At 39.0% G+C, this 18,673-nt stretch carries 17 protein-coding genes and 1 pseudogene; 11 read left to right on the forward strand and 7 right to left on the reverse strand.

The features are described from left to right. The gene (tviB, locus tag QLH32_RS12545; protein WP_283269337.1) at positions 1–1,272 is read right to left on the reverse strand and encodes a Vi polysaccharide biosynthesis UDP-N-acetylglucosamine C-6 dehydrogenase TviB; all 1,272 of its coding nucleotides are present in this window, start codon (positions 1,270–1,272) and stop codon (positions 1–3) included. Positions 1,273–1,624: 352 nt separating this feature from the next. Here tviB and QLH32_RS12550 point away from each other — a divergent pair, with 352 nt between their 5' ends. Next, the gene (locus tag QLH32_RS12550) at positions 1,625–3,265 is read left to right on the forward strand and encodes a PglL family O-oligosaccharyltransferase (RefSeq protein ID WP_283266488.1); all 1,641 of its coding nucleotides are present in this window, start codon (positions 1,625–1,627) and stop codon (positions 3,263–3,265) included. 69 nt (positions 3,266–3,334) lie between these two features. Here the strand turns inward: QLH32_RS12550 and bfr are convergent, their stop codons facing one another. The 6 genes from bfr to gmk all read right to left on the reverse strand — a co-directional run bounded on the left by bfr (position 3,335) and on the right by gmk (position 8,303). Then, positions 3,335–3,799: a heteropolymeric bacterioferritin subunit Bfr gene (gene bfr, locus QLH32_RS12555; RefSeq protein ID WP_004683390.1), complete on the reverse strand. Its 465-nt coding sequence runs from the start codon at positions 3,797–3,799 to the stop codon at positions 3,335–3,337. A 239-nt stretch (positions 3,800–4,038) separates the two neighbouring features. After that, complete coding sequence (locus QLH32_RS12560) at positions 4,039–4,233, reverse strand: bacterioferritin-associated ferredoxin (RefSeq protein WP_004678751.1); 195 nt, start codon at positions 4,231–4,233, stop codon at positions 4,039–4,041. Positions 4,234–4,452: 219 nt separating this feature from the next. Beyond that, complete coding sequence (locus tag QLH32_RS12565) at positions 4,453–4,836, reverse strand: RidA family protein (RefSeq protein WP_283266489.1); 384 nt, start codon at positions 4,834–4,836, stop codon at positions 4,453–4,455. A gap of 164 nt (positions 4,837–5,000) precedes the next feature. After that, positions 5,001–7,109 carry a RelA/SpoT family protein gene (locus QLH32_RS12570; RefSeq protein ID WP_283266490.1) on the reverse strand — a complete coding sequence of 703 codons (2,109 nt, stop codon included), beginning with the start codon at positions 7,107–7,109 and terminating at the stop codon, positions 5,001–5,003. Positions 7,110–7,315: 206 nt separating this feature from the next. After that, on the reverse strand, positions 7,316–7,594 hold the full coding sequence (gene rpoZ, locus QLH32_RS12575; RefSeq protein ID WP_004678747.1) for a DNA-directed RNA polymerase subunit omega: 279 nt from the start codon (positions 7,592–7,594) through the stop codon (positions 7,316–7,318). Between the two features lie 85 nt (positions 7,595–7,679). Continuing rightward, positions 7,680–8,303: a guanylate kinase gene (gene gmk, locus QLH32_RS12580; RefSeq protein ID WP_283266491.1), complete on the reverse strand. Its 624-nt coding sequence runs from the start codon at positions 8,301–8,303 to the stop codon at positions 7,680–7,682. A 102-nt stretch (positions 8,304–8,405) separates the two neighbouring features. Between gmk and ispH the strand changes: the two genes are divergently transcribed. The 10 genes and pseudogenes from ispH to pilV (QLH32_RS12630) all read left to right on the forward strand — a co-directional run bounded on the left by ispH (position 8,406) and on the right by pilV (QLH32_RS12630) (position 18,672). Continuing rightward, positions 8,406–9,356: a 4-hydroxy-3-methylbut-2-enyl diphosphate reductase gene (gene ispH / locus QLH32_RS12585; protein ID WP_283266492.1), complete on the forward strand. Its 951-nt coding sequence runs from the start codon at positions 8,406–8,408 to the stop codon at positions 9,354–9,356. Between the two features lie 140 nt (positions 9,357–9,496). After that, positions 9,497–10,030 (forward strand): pilus assembly FimT family protein, encoded by a 534-nt coding sequence (locus QLH32_RS12590; RefSeq protein ID WP_283266493.1) that lies wholly within the window; start codon positions 9,497–9,499, stop codon positions 10,028–10,030. Beyond that, positions 10,031–10,597 carry a type IV pilus modification protein PilV gene (gene pilV, locus QLH32_RS12595; protein WP_283266494.1) on the forward strand — a complete coding sequence of 189 codons (567 nt, stop codon included), beginning with the start codon at positions 10,031–10,033 and terminating at the stop codon, positions 10,595–10,597. Positions 10,598–10,599: 2 nt separating this feature from the next. Continuing rightward, positions 10,600–11,586, forward strand: coding sequence for a PilW family protein (locus QLH32_RS12600; RefSeq protein WP_283266495.1), 987 nt, complete (start codon positions 10,600–10,602; stop codon positions 11,584–11,586). Beyond that, positions 11,586–12,386 carry a pilus assembly protein gene (locus QLH32_RS12605; RefSeq protein WP_283266496.1) on the forward strand — a complete coding sequence of 267 codons (801 nt, stop codon included), beginning with the start codon at positions 11,586–11,588 and terminating at the stop codon, positions 12,384–12,386. The genes QLH32_RS12600 and QLH32_RS12605 overlap by 1 nt, the downstream gene beginning before the upstream one ends. A gap of 14 nt (positions 12,387–12,400) precedes the next feature. Continuing rightward, complete coding sequence (locus tag QLH32_RS12610) at positions 12,401–16,441, forward strand: PilC/PilY family type IV pilus protein (RefSeq protein ID WP_283266497.1); 4,041 nt, start codon at positions 12,401–12,403, stop codon at positions 16,439–16,441. Positions 16,442–16,451: 10 nt separating this feature from the next. Continuing rightward, entirely contained in the window at positions 16,452–16,979 is a 528-nt protein-coding gene (locus QLH32_RS12615; RefSeq protein ID WP_283266498.1) for a type IV pilin protein, read from the forward strand. Continuing rightward, entirely contained in the window at positions 16,966–17,409 is a 444-nt protein-coding gene (locus QLH32_RS12620) for a type IV pilin protein (protein WP_283266499.1), read from the forward strand. The genes QLH32_RS12615 and QLH32_RS12620 overlap by 14 nt, the downstream gene beginning before the upstream one ends. Before the next feature lie 310 nt (positions 17,410–17,719). Beyond that, a pseudogene (locus QLH32_RS12625) lies at positions 17,720–18,187 on the forward strand (pilus assembly FimT family protein); the annotation flags it as partial. Beyond that, positions 18,184–18,672: a type IV pilus modification protein PilV gene (gene pilV / locus QLH32_RS12630; RefSeq protein ID WP_283266501.1), complete on the forward strand. Its 489-nt coding sequence runs from the start codon at positions 18,184–18,186 to the stop codon at positions 18,670–18,672. The pseudogene QLH32_RS12625 and the gene pilV (QLH32_RS12630), both read left to right, overlap by 4 nt. The last annotated feature ends 1 nt before the right edge of the window (position 18,673 follow it).

Here is an 18,673-nt window from a genome sequence, read left to right on the forward strand (position 1 = left end):
TTACAGCCTTAAATCTGACTGATGAGATGATAAAATATATTTTAAATCATACAAAACAAATTCATCTCTGCCTAACTTACTAATTTCTTCATATCCCATATCTTTAAATTGTTGATGTCCAATTGCAAGAACAATAGCATCATAATGAGAGGTCTTAGGTGTTTGAATTGGCTCTAAACCATATTCCTTAATCACTTCTAATGGATTTACCCAGGGATCGTATACATCCAGATTTAAGTTATATTCCTTGAGTGCTTGGATAAGATCAATGATCTTGGTGTTACGAATATCGGTACAATTCTCTTTAAAAGATAACCCCATTACAAGAATGTTTGCTCCTACAACCTGAATTTTCTGTTTGACCATTTCCTTGATAAGTTGGGTTGCAACATACTCTCCCATACGGTCATTCAGTCTTCGGGCAGCTAAGATTATTTCTGGATGTAAACCAATAGACTGTGCTTTATGAGTGAGATAGTAGGGATCAACACTAATACAATGACCACCGACCAGCCCTGGACGAAATGGTAAAAAATTCCATTTTGTCGCAGCAGCCTTTAGAACTTCTTCGGTATCTATATCAAGTTTGTTAAAAATAAGTGCAAGTTCATTGATAAGGGCAATATTCACATCACGTTGAGTGTTCTCAATAACTTTTGCGGCTTCTGCAACTTTTATAGAAGATGCTTTATAGGTTCCTGCTGTAATGATTTTTAAATAAATCTGGTTAATCAGTTCTGCTATTTCAGGCGTTGATCCTGAGGTGACTTTTTGAATAGTGGTAACATTCTTGGTTTTATCGCCTGGATTGATACGTTCTGGACTATAACCAACAAAGAAGTCTTGATTAAATTGCCAGTGTGAATTTTCTTCTAATATTGGAACGCAAATTTCTTCAGTTGCTCCTGGATAGACTGTAGACTCATAAACGACGATATCACCTTGTTTAAGATACTTTGCAATAGTTTTCGATGCTTCAATTAATGGACTTAGGTCTGGTTGTTTAAAATGATCGATCGGTGTTGGGACAGTAACAATAAAACATTGACACTCTGATAAGTCATCAGCATTCGAGCTAATCTTAATTTTAGCTAAATCATTGAGTTGATCTTGTTCTATTTCGAGTGTGGAATCTTGTTGGTTAGCCAGTTCAGCCACCCGTTTGAAATTTATATCATACCCAATTACTTGAAATTGTTTACTAAAAGCCAAAGCTAGAGGTAAGCCTACATAACCTAATCCAATAATTCCAATCTTTAAATCATTGGTCATTATCTTTTTATTAATTTCTGAGTAAATATGAGAAATAGTTTGATTGTTAAGGTTATTTTGCATCTTGGATAAGAGTCAAGGTTGTATTTTTGTATTCTAATACGTCTATCAATGTAAAAGAACTTAAATTTTAGAAATTATTTATTTTATCTGAATTAATAAATTAGCCTAACATTTTTATTTGTTCATAATGATGTATCCCGTTGTAATTACTTAATAATTTTATTGTGTGTTCTAATAAATTTATAATGGGAAGTTTAGTTGGGAGTCATATTAGAATTTCTCTATCTCTGTTTAGATGATAAAAGCGCTTTACTGTATGATATGTCAAAGTACCTTTTACATATACCCTATGCCATCTCTATACCTCATTCTCGCTAGCCTCTTACTTAGCTTTGCATGGCTATCTCCTTTCCATACCTATCCTTGGGTGACATTTTCCAGTGAGTTGGCAACTTTCGGAGCTGTGTTAGCTTTATTTTCACTCTTTCTCAATCAAAATATTCAGATACCCAAATTACAACTTTATATATTGCCAGTTGCATTTGTTCCCTTATTGCAATGGAGTTGTAGTCTAGTTTCTGATTTTAGTGTTGCCTTATTGAGTACAGTATATCTATTGGGTTTTGGGGCTATGGTGGTGATGGGGTATAACCTATCGTTACAACCAAGTGCTCGTGAACAGTTGATGCAAAGGGCTTGTTGGCTGTTACTTATTATTGCGAGTGTTACTAGCCTGATGGCGATGGTGCAATGGCTGGGACTTGAATCAAGTGTATATGGCATTATGGAGCTTAAAGGCAATCGTCCTTATGCCAATTTTGGTCAACCCAATAATATGGCGACTTTTTTAGTGATGGGGTTAATGGGGGCTTTATATTTATATGAGAAACAAAAGGCTTCCGTATGGTTGCTTGCTTCTGCAAGTTTAGTCATCCTGTTTGCAATTGCATTGAGTCAATCCCGAACGTCATGGGTAGTATGTTTATTTATTTTTATCTATTGGATTTACAAACAGTTTAGACAGACCCCACGTTTGAATATTTTAAAATTATCGTTATGGTGTTGCACTTTTTTCGTCATTGCAGCGTGGGGGATCCCTGTCTTTACCCATGCGATTGAAAGTTCTACTGGAACGGCCGTCATTGAGGCTGATAGCATTGTAGAGCGAGCAAGTTCGGGCTATCTGCGCTTCGAAATCTGGACTCAAATGCTTTTGGCATTAAAAGAACAGCCTGGGTGGGGATATGGCTGGAATCAAACCAGTGTTGCACAAATGGCGATCTTCCACCTACATCCATCACATGAATGGGTAACCAGTGGACATAATGTGTTACTGGACATCTTAATTTGGAATGGAATTCCACTGGGACTTTTGATTATTGGCTATATGGCAGTATGGCTGCTTTGGCTTAATAAAAATACGAAAGACACTACTTCAATTAGCGCGATGCTGATGGTGAGTGCCATCCTGATCCATGCAATGCTTGAATTTCCACAGCGTTATGCCTATTTCTTATTACCTATGGGCTTTCTGTTGGGATTGATTCAGGCTCAAACACCTAACTTAAAAGCTATCACACTTCATAAAAATGTGATTCGTAGTTGCTGGGTACTTTCACTTATTTTGCTATTCATAATCTGGAGGGACTATAAGGTTTTTCAGGAAAATAGCCAATTGCTATTCAAAGGACAGCAACCTACAGCAGAAATTATGGGGAGTTCACGTATTTTATTACTGACTCAATTCCAACAACGCCTAGTTTGGATTGCATTAAAACCAACGGTATCTATGTCGGATCAGGATTTAATGCAGTGGGGGGATATGGTTAAGAACAAGGCAACGCCATATAACCTAAAAAAATATGCCCAGTTATTGGTTTACAACCAAAAGATGGCTGAAGCAGAGCAACAGCTTTTTATATTGCAACAGTTGTATGGAGAGAATATAGGGTTGGTTGACATTGTTGAATTAAATCATAATTTAAAATAATAACCTTTACTTGGCTCTATGCTCGGCTGAAACCAAAGATTACCTTGGTTTCAGCCTGAAATTGATTGTTTAAATCTGGCTTTGGATATAGTTTTCAATACCCACATTTTCAATGAGGTCGAGTTGAGTATCAAGCCAATCCCAATATTCTTCTTCTTTCTCTAGGATTTCCTGTACCAAGTCACGGGTTACATAGTCCTGTTGAGCTTCTGCAAGTTCAACTGCCTGTTTAATTGCAGCTATATTCTCCTTAACCTTGCGAATATCACAATTCAGGACTTCCTCGGTATGCTGGCCGATATAGAGTTTGCCGAGGTGCTGTAAATTCGGTAATCCCTCTAAAAACAAGATACGTTCAATAATCTTGTCCGCATGCTTCATTTGGCGAATGGACTCTTTATATTCAGCTGAACCCAGTTGTGAGATTCCCCAGTCGTTAAACATGCGGGAATGTAAAAAATATTGGTTGATTGCAGTCAAATGGTGATAAAGCACCTGATTTAGTTGATTAATGACCTCACGATTGCCTTTCATTGCCCTTACTCCAAAAACACCAAGTGATGCCCTAGCAACTAAGGCAATTTATATGATTTTAATCAACAAATAATGATCTGGCGAGTAGTTTATGGAACGGCAAATGAAAATCACAATCAAAAACATCCTGATATTATTATGATTTTTATAAAAAAACCGCTTTGATGAAGAATGGTTAAAGTTCTACAGGAAGCGGTGGAGTCGTAAAATAATAGGTTAAATATAGTTAAAAAAAGAGGTTATGCAGCAACAGAAATACGTGCGGCAATTTCAGCAAGCTCATCACTGATGATGGCGCGAGCTTCTGGAGCACAGCGACCACAGCAGGTGCCTAAGTCGAGTAAATCACGAATTTCACGATAACTTTCAGCGCCATTTGCAACGGCATCCTTGATATCCTGATCTGTGATTCCACGGCATAAACAAACATACATGGGAGTGATCCACAAATATAAATGCGATAATTGATATTATTAATAATTATTATCGTTTGTCAATGAATTTCATTCTAACAAGAGAAATATTATCATTGGGAATTTGAATAAAAAAATATCACCTGAGCGGAAATCCGAGTGCTGCTCGGATTTTCACGCAAGAGTGATGCATAATTTAGGACTAAGATATTTTAAGTTGGATATTAAACTTTTTTTAATTTATTGATTAATAATAACAATACCATCCATTTCCACCAATGCTCCTTTTGGTAGGCTTGCCACACCAAGTGCAGCGCGGGCTGGATAGGGTTGAGCAAAATATTCACCCATGATCTGGTTTACAAGTTGAAAATGGGAAAGGTCGGTCAGGAAAATATTCAGTTTGGCAATATCTGCCAAGCTCCCACCAGCGGCAGTACAAACTGCCTTAAGATTGTCAAATACTCGGCGAATCTGGGCTTCAATCCCTTCTACAAGTTCCATACTGTACGGGTCTAAACCAATCTGTCCTGAAAGGTAGAGCGTATTGCCAACCAGAATTGCCTGAGAATATGTTCCAATAGCAGCAGGGGCGTGTTCAGTATGAATAACTTGACGTGACATTAAGCTCTCCTATGTCATTTTTTCTATCTTGCAACCCTGTGACTTTAACACAAAAGTATAGGTGCGAAACTGCTGAATACTGTGTAGTCGTTATTGTTTTTAAATTTTTATTTTTGGCAAATCAGCTTTAATATTTTTCTAGTATATGTTTGCCTCAAAATACCTTAGCCGACTTTGGCAACGTCAGCCTGCACAATTGGCATATTTAGGCGCTCAATGCGTGGAAAGCCAAAGTGCATACGCAGATCACGGATGATTTGAGCAATCTGTTTACGGTTGCTGACCACGATATTCACGTAGGTTTTTTGATCATGGGAATCGACTGTTTCCACCCCGATTTTGGCTTTACGACATTGGTAGATCAACTCTGAAATCTGTTCATCATTCATGATCATATGGATGCAGAGATAGGCACTGAAACGTACATCATCCACTTCTTCACCCTGCCAATGTAGTGGCATGATATTTTCTGGATGCAGATGTTGTTCATGCAGTAAATTACGACAGCGCGAGCGATGCACGATTAAGCCACGTCGAGATAAATGTCCCTGAATGGGATCACCCAACACGGGATTGCAGCAGTGCGCGTATTTGACATCAACCCCTTCTGTACCTAGGATCAGGCGATCAGATGTCTCATGGTGCTGGGAATGGTAATCCTGTGCAAACAGATGGTTTGCGACGAGTTGGGGCAATAGGTCGCCCACCGCAATTTGTTCGAATAGGGTGTCTTTACTGCCCAAATGCCGCCATTCTAAAACGTTAATCCAGTCAGTTTGCGAAAGGTCATCAATTGAGCGATGAAACAATTTTAACGCACGATTGAGCGCCTGTTGACCAACCAGACGTTGTTCGTCAATATCCTGTTCTCTTAGCATGTTTTGCAAGGCACGACGTGCTTTCTGGGTATTAATGAAGCTCAGCCAGTCAGGGTTTGGGGTTGCCAGTACATCTGTAATAATTTCGATGACCTGACCACTATGCAGTGGGGTGGAAAGGGGGCGAATTTCACCATCAACCTTAGCACCTACCGCATGGTTACCCAAGAACAGGCTTGCGGAATAGGCAAAGTCCACCACAGTCGCACCTTGAGGCAGTTCATGCAATTGCCCATGTGGCGTGTATACCCAGATTTTTTCCTGATGCAGATAGTCAAGCAAATCGCTAAATGTGGTTTTGGCGCAGTCACTATCAATCAGGGTGTTAAGATTCTGCATGGAGGCTTGAATGGCTGAACGGCAGGCCTGGGGTGCATTTTCCCCCAGTACCACCCCAAAGCGGGCAGCCTTACGCATCAGTTCAGTCTGGATGGTCAATGAAAGTGTGGTTTTTTCACCTTTCAGTTTGATCATTAATGACTGGTTGCCACCAGGTAGGGGGCGGCGAATATGGTCTTTATATTGTAGAACCTGAAAGTTGTCTTTAAGCGCATCTACCAGACGATCACAATCTGCAATGCTTTGTAAAATAATTTCAAACGCATGGCTATGACTAAGTTCGTTTAGGTCAATCTCATTTTTTACAAAGTGGCGTAACAGTTCAATATTATTATTTTTCTTTTTAATACGGCCTTTGAGGTCATGGCTTTTTAACAAGTCAGTCAGTTTCTGTTCCCATACCGCCTGATATTCACAGCGTTTAGGTTTGGTTTCTAACAATGCGGTTTGCACATTATTAAACATATCCAGATCAAGATTTTGATAACACAGATGTTCCAGGTTGTCCGCCATTTCATTCATACCGACAAGGCGGGCCATAGGTACAAAAATATCAAAGGTTTCCTGTGCAATCCGCGCACGCTTGTCTGGGCGCAACGCACCCAATGTAGTCATATTATGATAACGGTCAGCGAGTTTAATAATAATGACACGTGGATCCTGTAAGGTGGCCTGCAGAATTTTTCGGAAAGAGGCAGCCTTGTTATATTCCTTGTCACTGGAATGGCTGAGCTTGGTCACACCATCAACTAGTTCCGCAACTACAATGCCGAACTTCTGGCTAATTTCTTCCTTGGAGAACTCCGTGTCTTCAATCACATCATGTAACAAGGCTGCCATGAGTGTATCCGCATCAAGACGCATATGTGCCAGAATACAGCTGACAGCAATCGGATGCAGAACGTAGGGTTCTCCACTTTTACGGGTGATGCCACTATGCGCTAAATCGGCAAAATCACAGGCAGCAAGCACGTGTTGAACATCACTATCCTTAAGATAGGCATCAATAATCACTTTAAGTTGTTGCTTGGCTTGGCTGACCTCTTCGCCTGGCATAAAACACCTTTTTGATATGAATTAGAATAAAATGACACTAGTCTCTAATGAAAAGCATATTACTAAACTTGTCAATTTGTTCATTATAAAAACTCGTAAATTTTTCCAATGAAGCATATTGCTTTTATCAATATATAAAGCAGTTTTTTTCCAAAACAAAAAAGCCCAGTGTATTCACAGTGGGCTTTATGCAAAGCAAATTCGTTTTAGAAAGTGAAGCCTTCTAAATTTAATGAATTTGTAGACAATACCATATCAAGGTTTGAAGTCTGATAGTCTTGGTCGCGTTGTTTTAGAATCTCTTTAGTGACATGACCCACTGCAATTTCACGTAATGCAACCACGGTTGGTTTGTCATTATCCCATTCTACAGTTGGTTCGATACCTTGACGTGCCAATTGACGTGCACGTTTACTCGCCACCAGTACCAACTCAAAGCGGTTATCTACATGGTCTAAACAATCTTCAACGGTTACACGTGCCATAAGTTGTCTCGTCTGAACATCACATTTGAAAGACTGAGTAGTATAAAAGGCTTTTATGCAAGACTCAAGCCATTCCTGATTAAAGTCAGTCGCGATTAAGTGTAATCAAGTTTGCGATGAGTTGTTGGTGGCGAGCGCTTTGCTGCAAGGTGACTAAGCGGTTGGCTGTGATGATCGCCTCCAAATCATGAACGGCCTTGTTAAAATCGTCATTGATAATCACGTAATCAAAATTTGCAAAATGACGCATATCTTCCACTGCACAGCTCAGGCGGTGTTCAATTACTTCAACTGAGTCTGTTCCACGATTGGAAAGACGTTGTCTTAAATCATACTGGGTCGGAGGGAGGATAAAAATTTGCTTGGATTCAGGAAAAAGTCGACGTACCTGTTCAGCGCCCTGCCAGTCAATTTCGAGTAATACATCGTGGCCTTGTTGTAATTGTTCTTTTACCTTAGCCTGAGATGTACCGTAATAATTTCCGAATACTTCGGCGAACTCAATAAAACCGCCCTGTTCAACCTGGGCTAAAAAATGGTCTTTGTTGGTAAAATGATAGTGAACGCCATCAAGTTCACCAGGGCGTTGGCTTCGTGTGGTGTGTGAGACAGAAACATGCAAGTTGCTGACACGATCGAGTAGGGCTTTAACCAAGGAGGTTTTGCCTGTTCCTGAGGCCGCAGAAACGACAAACAATAGACCCGACATGATATTTTTCCTGATATGATAAAATATCTTGGCTATTGTAGTGTAGCGTGCCATGAAACGAAATAGTTTGGCATAAATATTCAGATGATGAGAGAGGATGTTATGGAAATTGTACTCGCCAATCCACGAGGTTTTTGTGCTGGTGTTGACCGTGCGATTGCCATCGTCAATCGAGCATTGGAATGTTTTAATCCACCAATTTATGTACGCCATGAAGTGGTGCACAACAAGTTTGTGGTGGATGACCTACGTCAGCGTGGTGCTGTTTTTGTAGATGAGCTTGATCAGGTTCCTGATGATTCCATTGTCATCTTTAGTGCACATGGTGTTTCCAAGGCTGTACAGCAGGAGGCGGATCGCCGTGGCTTAAAAGTGTTTGATGCAACCTGCCCACTTGTCACCAAGGTTCATATTGAAGTGACCAAGTACGCGCGTGAGGGCACCGAAGCCATTCTGATCGGGCATGAAGGGCATCCTGAAGTTGAAGGAACGATGGGGCAATACGATAAGTCCAGAGGTGGAGAGATCTATCTGGTTGAGGATGAGCAGGATGTTGAGGCCTTAATGGTGAGTCACCCTGACAAAGTGGCATTCGTAACCCAGACTACACTGTCAATTGATGACACGGCAAAGGTGATTGATGCCCTAAGAACCAAGTTTCCAAAGATTCAGGGACCACGTAAAGATGATATCTGCTATGCAACACAGAATCGTCAGGACGCGGTACGTGACTTGGCGGAGAAATGTGATGTCGTATTGGTCGTGGGTTCACCAAACTCATCCAATTCCAACCGTTTGCGTGAACTGGCTGAACGTATGGGTAAATCAGCTTATTTGGTCGATAATGCAGATGAACTTGAAAAAGATTGGTTTAAGCCAGACAGTAAAATTGGTGTGACAGCTGGTGCATCCGCACCTGAAATTTTAATTAAACAGGTCATTCAGCGTTTACAGGATTGGGGTGCGACTCCTCCGCAAGAGCTTCAAGGGCGAGAGGAAAATATTACTTTTAGCCTACCTAAAGAGTTACGAATACAGGTGATACAAGCCTAATTTGTATAGAAAAATGTGAACTTAAAACGGATGGATGACACTCCATCCGTTTTTTTATGATTCTTATCTGCTTTGTATTGGTTCTGTAAAAAATAAATTTAATATAGAGTAAGGAATTTTAAAAGAGTTGGGTGCGGGCGATGGGGAAAAATCGGGGATTCACCTTAATCGAGTTGATAGTGACAATGATTGTTTTAGCAATTGTTACCTCCATTGCTACACCACGTATTCAGTCTGTAAGGGAAAAACAGAAAACAGACTATACGACTAAAGATTTGGAAAAAACCCTACTTCAGGCTCGTTATGATGCTGTTTTACATAGACAGAGAATCACTGTGAATTTGGGGCAGATTGGGCAGTCTACAACTCAAACATTGTACTGGTCAGTTATAGAGGGGCAAACGCTAGGGTATATAAAATTTACATGTGCAAGTAGTAAATGGGAGGGTACCCCTGTTGCTGGTGTTGATAAATTAGTTTTCTCAGTAGATGGTACTGCTCAGCTTTCTCGTGGATTTAAAGATGATGATGGTAATGATAAACGAGAAGATGTAACACTTTCAGCAATTGAAGTTGTAATTTCAAATGGAAATATAACGAACTATGTGGAAATTACACCTTTAGGAAAAATAACAGCAAAAAAACAATCTAGGCAGGGGCAGGAGTGTTCATAAATGCAGGCTAAGCATCAACAAGGTATGGGGCTAGTTGAGGTGCTTGTTGCACTTTTATTATTGGCCATTGGTATTCTGGGATTTGCTCTATTGCAGGTGAGAGCATTGAACTCATCTATTGAAGCTTCTAAGCGTGTTCAGGCAATGGGATTGGCTAAAGATATTGCGGAACGCATTAGGGCGAATCAGGAGGGTTTGACTAAGGATATCGAAAGTGCCCCTGATGCAAATGGAGATAAGAAAATTTATAAAGCATATGTTGAGGCTTTTACAGGGAATGAAAGCTTAAGTACATATAATTATTCCACTTGTTTTGGAACAGCAGTTGCATGTAATAGTGAAAACTTTGCAAAAGAAGATGCAAAACAAGTACTTTATAAAGCTTATCAAATGGGAATGAAAGTTGGTTTAAGTCAGTGCGCGGGTACAGGAATACAGCGAAATCGTTATTGTGTTTATGTTGCATGGGATAACACTAATCCAAAAGATGGTTCTAATGATAACGATTGTAGTCAAAATGGAAATTATCGTTCAGATTCGAAATGCATTGTAATGGAGGCATACTGAAAATGAAAAAACAAGCTGGTATGACTCTGATTGAATTGATGGTAACACTGGTTTTGGGTTTAATAATTATTGCTGCTGGTTTCCAATTATTTGTGTCTGGGTCTATTAATTATAATCTACAGAAAACTTTATCTGAATTACAGGATAATGGAAATTTCGGATTGAATTACATTACGAAAGATATTCGTATGGCAAATCTAGACGCGAATTTAGCCATTATCAATGATCGTAATTTATATAGTGGTATCGTCTTAACTGGCTTAAAAAGCTATTCTTCATTATCCGAAGATGATCAAAAAACACAATCAGCAAATCTGCCATTTCATTTAACAGATGAAAACACAACAAAGATTACCTTACTCACTCAAGGGGATAGTCAAACCAGTTGGCTAGGTCTTAGTAATATTAAAGAATATAAAAGTGATCAATTGGTAATTCAGTATAAGGCGGTTATAGAGGGTGCACTGGATTGTGAGGGGCGAGGTATTACTCAGGATGAAATAGATAAAGGAGTTTTTATTGTACAGCGTTATTTCCTGAGAAAAGATGGGGATGATTTGGCATTGGTTTGTGATGCTGGTCGTTATGAAACCTTACTTGCAACAGCTGATTTACCAACAGCAATAAGTAATTATGGTGGTAATGGTGAAGTGATTATGCGTCGTGTTGACCATTTTCATATCTTGTTGGGTATAAAAGATAATATAAAAGATGAGTTTAAATATGTATCAATTAAAGACTATATGGGTGCGACCAATACTTTAGTGAAAGATGCAAATCCCCGAGCCCGCATTATGTCTTTGCAGCTAGGAATATTGATGCGTGGTGTAGAAACTGTTCCAAATAACCAAAATGTTCCTGATGCATTTCAAATCTTGGATCAGAAAGTGTCATTAAAAGATGATGCTAAGGCGAATAGATATGTCCGGGAAGTGATCACACAAACCGTCGCATTGCGTAATGGCTATGGGCTAATGGAGAGTTTGTAATGCATATTTCCAAACAACAAGGTGCAACACTCGTAACTGTACTTTTTGTATTATTGTTGATGACCATCATTGGTACATTTGCAGTAAAACAAAGTATTGTAGGGCTGAATATTGCAACCAATAGTCAAGCTCGAAACCTTATGCAGCAAACAGCAGATGCGGTATTTTTTGCTATGGAACAGGATAATAAAAACAATGCTATTTTGCAAAAAAACCTCAGTTCTTTAGGAATGCTGGGTATGGTTAAGTCTGATAACTTTTTAAATAAAGAATTGGTTTTTTGTTATCGTCCCAAAACACAAAAAAATATATTTGATTTAAGAAATGCCAGTATTGTTTCTTGGGAAGAAGTTACTGATCCTGATGATAATACTAAAAAAATTGCTCAAATTAAGAGCGATGAGTTGGGTGTTACAGGCTTTTGTCAATATACATCAAATGATTTTAGTAGTGGTCGAGATGTCATGATTTCACAAATAGCTGTTAAGAAAAGTAGTGTGAACAGTGATGTTCCCTTTAAGTTTTATCCAATAGGGACAGATACTACAACTGTACAACTGGATGATATTCAACCTATACGTGTTGTCGTCACAACAATTATTCCTGGTATGGCCACAGGGGGCAGTTCATGGTCTTCAAATACAACAGAAATCAATAAATGCTTTAAAGATTACACTAATGAAAAATCTACACAATATTCAGATACGGAGACAGTAACTGACTGTTTTGAAAAAATGGGTGTGCCGTATAGTCAGCAAGTCATGGATTATGCAGTCGTAAGTTATGCGACTAAAAGCTAATTGAGGATAAAGCAATGAAAAATATGAAGCTAAAAAAATTAGTCGTTGCCTGTCAAGCGGCTGCAATGACGATGGCAACCAGTGTGGCAGTATCCACTCAGGCAAGTGATACAGAACTGTATAAAGCCCCACAAACTTCAGAAACTACAATTATGTTTATGTTGGATGTATCTGGGAGTATGAGTCGTTATTTTAATACTCAATCTGGATATGGTTGTGATTTACCAAGTGGCGCCACAGATTTTGGACGAGATTTCGCCGTTGAATCTGCTATAGCAGGTGTCACTCCTTATCGTCGCCAGTGGTGTAAGGGAGATAGTAGTGGGTCAATAAAATATCCTGATCGTATTACACGTTTAAAGGATGGAATGTTAAAATTATTACAAGGTGATACAGATACAACAAGATTGCCTGATAATTTGGCAGTGGGATTGTCTGAGTTCGGTGGTACAAATGGCCGCATTAAACTAGAGGCTCGCCCTTTAAGTGATAATGTTGATATTGGAAGTGGGCAGTTATATAGAACGGTAGAGACTATCCAATGGGTAGATGATAGAACAAGAACAAGAACAAGAACAAAGGATACTGCTCAGACCTTAGCCCAAAAAGGAACAAGAACTCAAAACTGTACGTCTACAGATGGCACAAAGACTGGTGGATCAAAATGGTGTAGTGTTTCTACTGTAACAAATTGGACAAATAATGGAAATTGGACACCTGACCCAGTAAACCCGAGTGGAACAAGTGGGTGGTCAGGTTATACGGATAGTAGTTGGAACTCCAGTGTGCAAACAACCACAACAGTTCGTGAAATCTGTAAAGTATGGGATACGAGTAATAATTGTTCTACGTGGGAACGTACTACAGATACAGCTCCAACAGGAGCGTCTGCTGCCCCACCAAGTGATACGGCAACACAATATGGGGCAGTAAATTCAGATGCCGAAAATACAAATAATTATGAAATTACATATCTAGACAGATCACCAACTACAGGAAGTTGTACAACGAGTTCACAAAATTGTACTAGAAATCTTCAACGTACGGCAACGGTAAAACAAACAGGCATAACAGCACAACAAAGAGATGCTTCTTATACCCGAACAACTCTATATCTCGGCACTGTTTATCGTACGCATCGACAAAGAATGATTGATGCTGTGATTAGTCTACAGGCGAATAATAATACACCTACGGCTTTCGCTTATGCTGAAGCGGCTGCTTATATGATGGGGTCAACCACTAAAAATCTAGTAAGTACTGGTTTTGCTGATTCAAATGGCAAAACAGCAATTCAGGATGGAAATAAATATTTAGCACCAAGTCGAGTGACGAGTACGAAACAATGTAATACTCAAGGGATTTACTTTTTAACTGATGGGGAACCAAATTATTCGGGTAACTCTGGTAATTACACGGATTTTATGAAAAGCACATTAGGTACAAAAGGAACTAGTTTTAATTGTTCCACGAATTATTTATATGATAAAACTAATTCTTGGGATTGTATTGGCAACTATGCTAAAGCTTTACTGGACACAACTAAAAATCCAGCAGGAGTTTTAATAAAAACAGCAGTTGTGGGCTTCGGTAAAGATTTTGGTAATGATACCAGTACAGATTCTGATATTTTGAATGCAAAAAAATGGGGAGATGTTGGGCAGGGTGGTTGGTATCCTGGACAAAGTTCAGCAGATGTTGTTGATAGTGTAAAAAGATTTTTGAAAAAGTTACAGAAATATATTCCTCCAGTAACAACAGGTTCTGTGACAATTCCCGTAGATAATTTAGATACGCAAAATATTCAGCCTTGGGGTTATTTCCCACAATTTGATCCACGTCCAGATTTAAAAGTCACTACTTGGGTGGGAAACTTAAAAAAATATCAAGTGGTAAATAATGCTCTAAAAGACAAGGATGGTGCTGATGTAATGATCACCTCTGGTACAGAAAAAGGTCAAAGTGTAGATAACCCAAATGATTATTGGGCTGATCAGAATATCATGCGAGAAATTACTAAGGTTAAACAGGTTAATGGTATTGATGTCGAGGAAACCTTGAGTGTTCGAGTTGGAGGGGCATTAAGTCGTTTACTACTAGGTTCGAGTACAACAACAGGTGATGATCCTGTCACCACGGAAAGAAAGATCTTTACTGATCGAAAGCTGGCTTTAGCTGTAGATAATACAACTTATGTAGCACAACCAATTAATAGTGGTAATTTGATACAGGTTAAGACCGCGGATTTGAAAACGAATAATACTGACAATAACTTTAGTGTTGATAGTAAACGAGGATATGTTGCTGCCTTGTTTGGTTATGATGTGGGTGCTGATGTTGCAAGTTCTTTAACGGATGAAACAAATACTACATTTAATAATTTCCTAAATAACACCAATGCTACGCTTCGCCAAATGGGTGCAGTGATGCATTCAAAACCAATTCTCATAACACAAAAAGGAACGACTAAATATGATGAGAAAACTGAAACCATTAGCTATGATGATCGCGATGACTTAATTGCTTTTGGTACTACACAAGGGGTTTTGCATGTGGTACGTGCAGGCAAAAGTGCAACTGATAATGATGCTGGTAAAGAGGTGTTTGCTTTTGTACCAAGTGAAATGATAGACAGACAGGCAGAAAGTTTTATTGGTCAACAAGATGATCCAAATGCGACTTTACATTATGGTATAGATGGGCAATGGACAGCCTATACAGAATATACCACTAAAAAAGGTGCCAAAACCAATGAGCCTGTTGTAAGTGTGGCTAGTTCAAATGGCGGGAAGCAATGGCTTTACGGCGGTTTACGCATGGGAGGCAAGAGCTATTATTCTTTAGACCTCTCTGATGTTACATCAGGTGGAGGGACTCCGAAGCTTAAATTCCGCATTAATCCTACAGGAACATGTAGTTCAACCAATGGCTTGGGTTGTATGGGACAAAGTTGGTCTAAACCAACTATTACATGGGTCAACTGGCAAGGTAAACGTAAACTAGTTATGTTAGTTGGTGGTGGCTATGATTCAATTTATGAGTCTTCAGCTGATTATAGTCCTTCATCTGGTTATACTGACCAAGGTGCAGGGGTATATATGTTTGATGCCGATGACGGTAGTTTATTGTGGTGGGCAAGTGCAAATGCTGGCTCAGACAATACTTCAACTAATAAAACTTATGAAGCCAATATGAAACGCAGTGTGGTAAGTGGTATCAAAGCCGTTGATCGTAATAGTGATGGTCTTGCTGATCATCTTTACTTTGGGGATTTAGGTGGACAAGTCTGGCGTGTAGACTTAAATGCCTCTGCCAAAGCGGGGGTTACAACTGATGGGGAAAACTTTGCAACCCGTGTAGTGCGTATTTTAGATATGTCGGGTGCAACTAGAGTTCCTCGTTTCTATAATGCGCCAACATTCACAATCCATACGGTGCCATCTGGTAGTTTATTTGCAGCTGTGAGTATTGGTTCAGGAAACTTGAGTTATCCAATGTCTGCAACCACAAATAACGATGATGCAGTTTATGTAGTCTATGACAAAGATGTTACTCGCCGTAATTTACCAGTGTTAACTACGAGTGAATTATACACTCAGGATGTTAAGCCAGATGGAGCTACAGGTAAAAATCTCGTCAAAAATACCAATGGAAATACTGAAACGAAGCTCACTAATGGGGGGTGGTATTATCCTACAGGAACTCAAAAGCGAATTCTAAATGAGGCTGTTGCGATTGATAGTGATCTTTATGTCAGTATTTTCGATTCTTCTAAAGATATTACTGCTACAGATTGTAAAGGTGGGGTACGTGGTGAAAGTAATGCATCCCAATTCTGCTTACCATATGGAGTTTGCCAGAAGAAAAATGCTGATGGAACAACTAGTGTGGTTAGTCGCTCAAATGACATTTTCTTAGGAAAAGGAAATATTGGTATTAGTTTCGGTGGTATTAATCGAGATCGTGGTATGGTTTTGAATCTTCCACCTACAGAAACGCTTAAAAAATATACTGGAAAAACCAAGTTTATTTCTCAGCGTTGGTATGAGCGTTAATGGAGCTTTTATGAAAAATAAAGGTTTTACCTTGATTGAACTCATGATTGTATTGGTGATTATTGCAATTCTTGCAGCAATCGCCATTCCAAGTTATCAGCAATATGTTCGTAATGGTGTCGCTACTCAGGCAATGAATGAAATGCAGCGTTTGTCAAATTTATTGGAGCAACATAAAGCCCGTAATTTGAATTATCGAGGGTTCTCAACAACGTCAATCACAGTTCCTATTAATTCATCGGGTTCTGAAAAAAGATATACCATTCTTGTACGTGATGCGACAGTGCCTGGCGTTGCCTTGGATAATGCGACAGCTCTAGGGCAAGGTTGGGTGATGCTTGCAGAAGCGAATTCTAAAATTAACTATGGGGGGAGTTGTTCAACTTGTAATTCTTTGCAAGACCAGAATTTTAGTTTCCTAATTACTAGCAGTGGAATTCGATGTAAAACAAAAGACAAGTTAATTGATTCAGAAGTTCTGACTACAACTAAATTAGCATCAACAAATCCTTGTGGAGCAAATAGTGAAAATTGGTAAACAAAACGGATTTACACTTATTGAATTGCTGATTGTAGTTGCAGTAATTGGTATTTTAGCTGCAATTGCATATCCATCATATAGAAAATATGTAGTACAGGCCAAACGTGTTGAGGTACAAAGTGATATGATAGATATTTCTGCCCGTTTGCAACGTTATAAAGCGATTAACTCTACTTTTATAAAATCAGATGGTACTCCTATCGCACTTGGTGATATTGGTCATAATGGCTCTAGTCCTCAATCTGGTCAAGCAACGTATGCTTTACAGTTATCAAATGTTACCGCTGGAACGTGGACATTAATTGCAACACCTAACTCAGGAACTACTCAGGTAGGAAATGGTGTTGTTTGTCTAAATAGTCAAGGACAAAGATATTGGGAAAAAGATTCAACTACCTGTGATTTTACTAAAAATAACTGGGATTGATTTGTTGTTTTGGTGAGTGCTAAAGCAAATATTCTCTAATATTTGCTTTTTTGTTTTTAGTCTTTATTTAATATGAGTTTAGAGAGAAAATGTTATATTGGTTTTTTGTGATAAATTTCTCAAATTTATAATAAAAAAATAAATTATATGAATTATTTTCTAATTATCTGACAATATCTACCTTTTATCCATAAAAAATAGCTTTCATATCGTTTTAGTAGGAAATTGATAAGTAAATAAAACAAAACTGACTAAAACAATAAGATTTGTGCATATGGAGGACTGTATGCAACAAGTAAATAATAAAGCGTTCACTTTAGTTGAACTAATTGTAACTATAGCTATTCTTGCAATTATTATGGTAATCGCAGCACCATCCTTTGCTACAGCTTACACACGTCAAAAATTAGATTCTTCTGCCCGTGAACTGGTAATGAAAGTTGCTGAAGCGCAAACCAAAGCGGTTGGTTTGCGGGATACAACAGTGATTTGCTTGGATACTTTATCAAAGCAGAATTGCCTAAAAGCATTGATAGGTACTGACCCTGATGCAAATGATGTCGATAATGACTATGAAAAAAATAAAGAGCGAATTTTTATAGCCTCTCTAGATCAAGGGGTTACAGCTGACAGCCTCTCTATCTCCAGCCTTAAATTTAGAAAGAATGGCAGTCTTGCGACAGCCGCCAATTTTGTGTTGGTTCGTAACGGTCTTTCTTATTGTATTAAGGTTGGAATTACTGGGGATACAAGTATAAAAGAAGGAGCTTGCACATGAATTATATCAATCAAAAAGGTGTAGGTTTAGTTGAAGTCTTGGTTGCTTTAATTTTATTGGCTATTGGCGTTTTGGGTTTTGCGGTTTTGCAACTGAAAGCAATTGATGCAAGTTCAGAGGCCAGCCATCAGGTTTTGGCCCTCACTATAGCACGCGATCTGGCAGAAAGAATGCGTGCCAATCCTCAAGCGACAGAAGATGGTGAGTATAAAATTGGTGCAGTATCAGTACCAACAACAGTTGTCTCAACAGCAGCAGGAAAAGCCGTCGATATTGCTGCACAAGACCTTAAAAATGCGGCTGTTCAGGCCAAAAATAATGGGATGAATATTGCTGTAGGTAATTGCCCAGTTGGAACCACTCGGCAATGTATTTATGTGGCATGGGATACAACCTCATTGGCTGGTGAGAAAGGTCTGGAAAACTGTATCAAAGATGGTGTGTATGTGCAGGGTTCACACTGTTTGTTTCTGGAGGCTTACTAAA

The sequence above is a fragment of the Acinetobacter corruptisaponis genome (genome assembly GCF_030053775.1).
Taxonomy (GTDB): domain Bacteria; phylum Pseudomonadota; class Gammaproteobacteria; order Pseudomonadales; family Moraxellaceae; genus Acinetobacter; species Acinetobacter corruptisaponis.

Excerpts from the sequence above, each read along its gene's own strand:
- tviB (WP_283269337.1), bottom strand. The coding sequence starts at position 1,272 with ATGACCAATGATTTAAAGATTGGAATTATTGGATTAGGTTATGTAGGC.
- QLH32_RS12550 (WP_283266488.1), top strand. The coding sequence starts at position 1,625 with ATGCCATCTCTATACCTCATTCTCGCTAGCCTCTTACTTAGCTTTGCA.
- bfr (WP_004683390.1), bottom strand. The coding sequence starts at position 3,799 with ATGAAAGGCAATCGTGAGGTCATTAATCAACTAAATCAGGTGCTTTAT.
- QLH32_RS12560 (WP_004678751.1), bottom strand. The coding sequence starts at position 4,233 with ATGTATGTTTGTTTATGCCGTGGAATCACAGATCAGGATATCAAGGAT.
- QLH32_RS12565 (WP_283266489.1), bottom strand. The coding sequence starts at position 4,836 with ATGTCACGTCAAGTTATTCATACTGAACACGCCCCTGCTGCTATTGGA.
- QLH32_RS12570 (WP_283266490.1), bottom strand. The coding sequence starts at position 7,109 with ATGCCAGGCGAAGAGGTCAGCCAAGCCAAGCAACAACTTAAAGTGATT.
- rpoZ (WP_004678747.1), bottom strand. The coding sequence starts at position 7,594 with ATGGCACGTGTAACCGTTGAAGATTGTTTAGACCATGTAGATAACCGC.
- gmk (WP_283266491.1), bottom strand. The coding sequence starts at position 8,303 with ATGTCGGGTCTATTGTTTGTCGTTTCTGCGGCCTCAGGAACAGGCAAA.
- ispH (WP_283266492.1), top strand. The coding sequence starts at position 8,406 with ATGGAAATTGTACTCGCCAATCCACGAGGTTTTTGTGCTGGTGTTGAC.
- QLH32_RS12590 (WP_283266493.1), top strand. The coding sequence starts at position 9,497 with ATGGGGAAAAATCGGGGATTCACCTTAATCGAGTTGATAGTGACAATG.
- pilV (WP_283266494.1), top strand. The coding sequence starts at position 10,031 with ATGCAGGCTAAGCATCAACAAGGTATGGGGCTAGTTGAGGTGCTTGTT.
- QLH32_RS12600 (WP_283266495.1), top strand. The coding sequence starts at position 10,600 with ATGAAAAAACAAGCTGGTATGACTCTGATTGAATTGATGGTAACACTG.
- QLH32_RS12605 (WP_283266496.1), top strand. The coding sequence starts at position 11,586 with ATGCATATTTCCAAACAACAAGGTGCAACACTCGTAACTGTACTTTTT.
- QLH32_RS12610 (WP_283266497.1), top strand. The coding sequence starts at position 12,401 with ATGAAAAATATGAAGCTAAAAAAATTAGTCGTTGCCTGTCAAGCGGCT.
- QLH32_RS12615 (WP_283266498.1), top strand. The coding sequence starts at position 16,452 with ATGAAAAATAAAGGTTTTACCTTGATTGAACTCATGATTGTATTGGTG.
- pilV (WP_283266501.1), top strand. The coding sequence starts at position 18,184 with ATGAATTATATCAATCAAAAAGGTGTAGGTTTAGTTGAAGTCTTGGTT.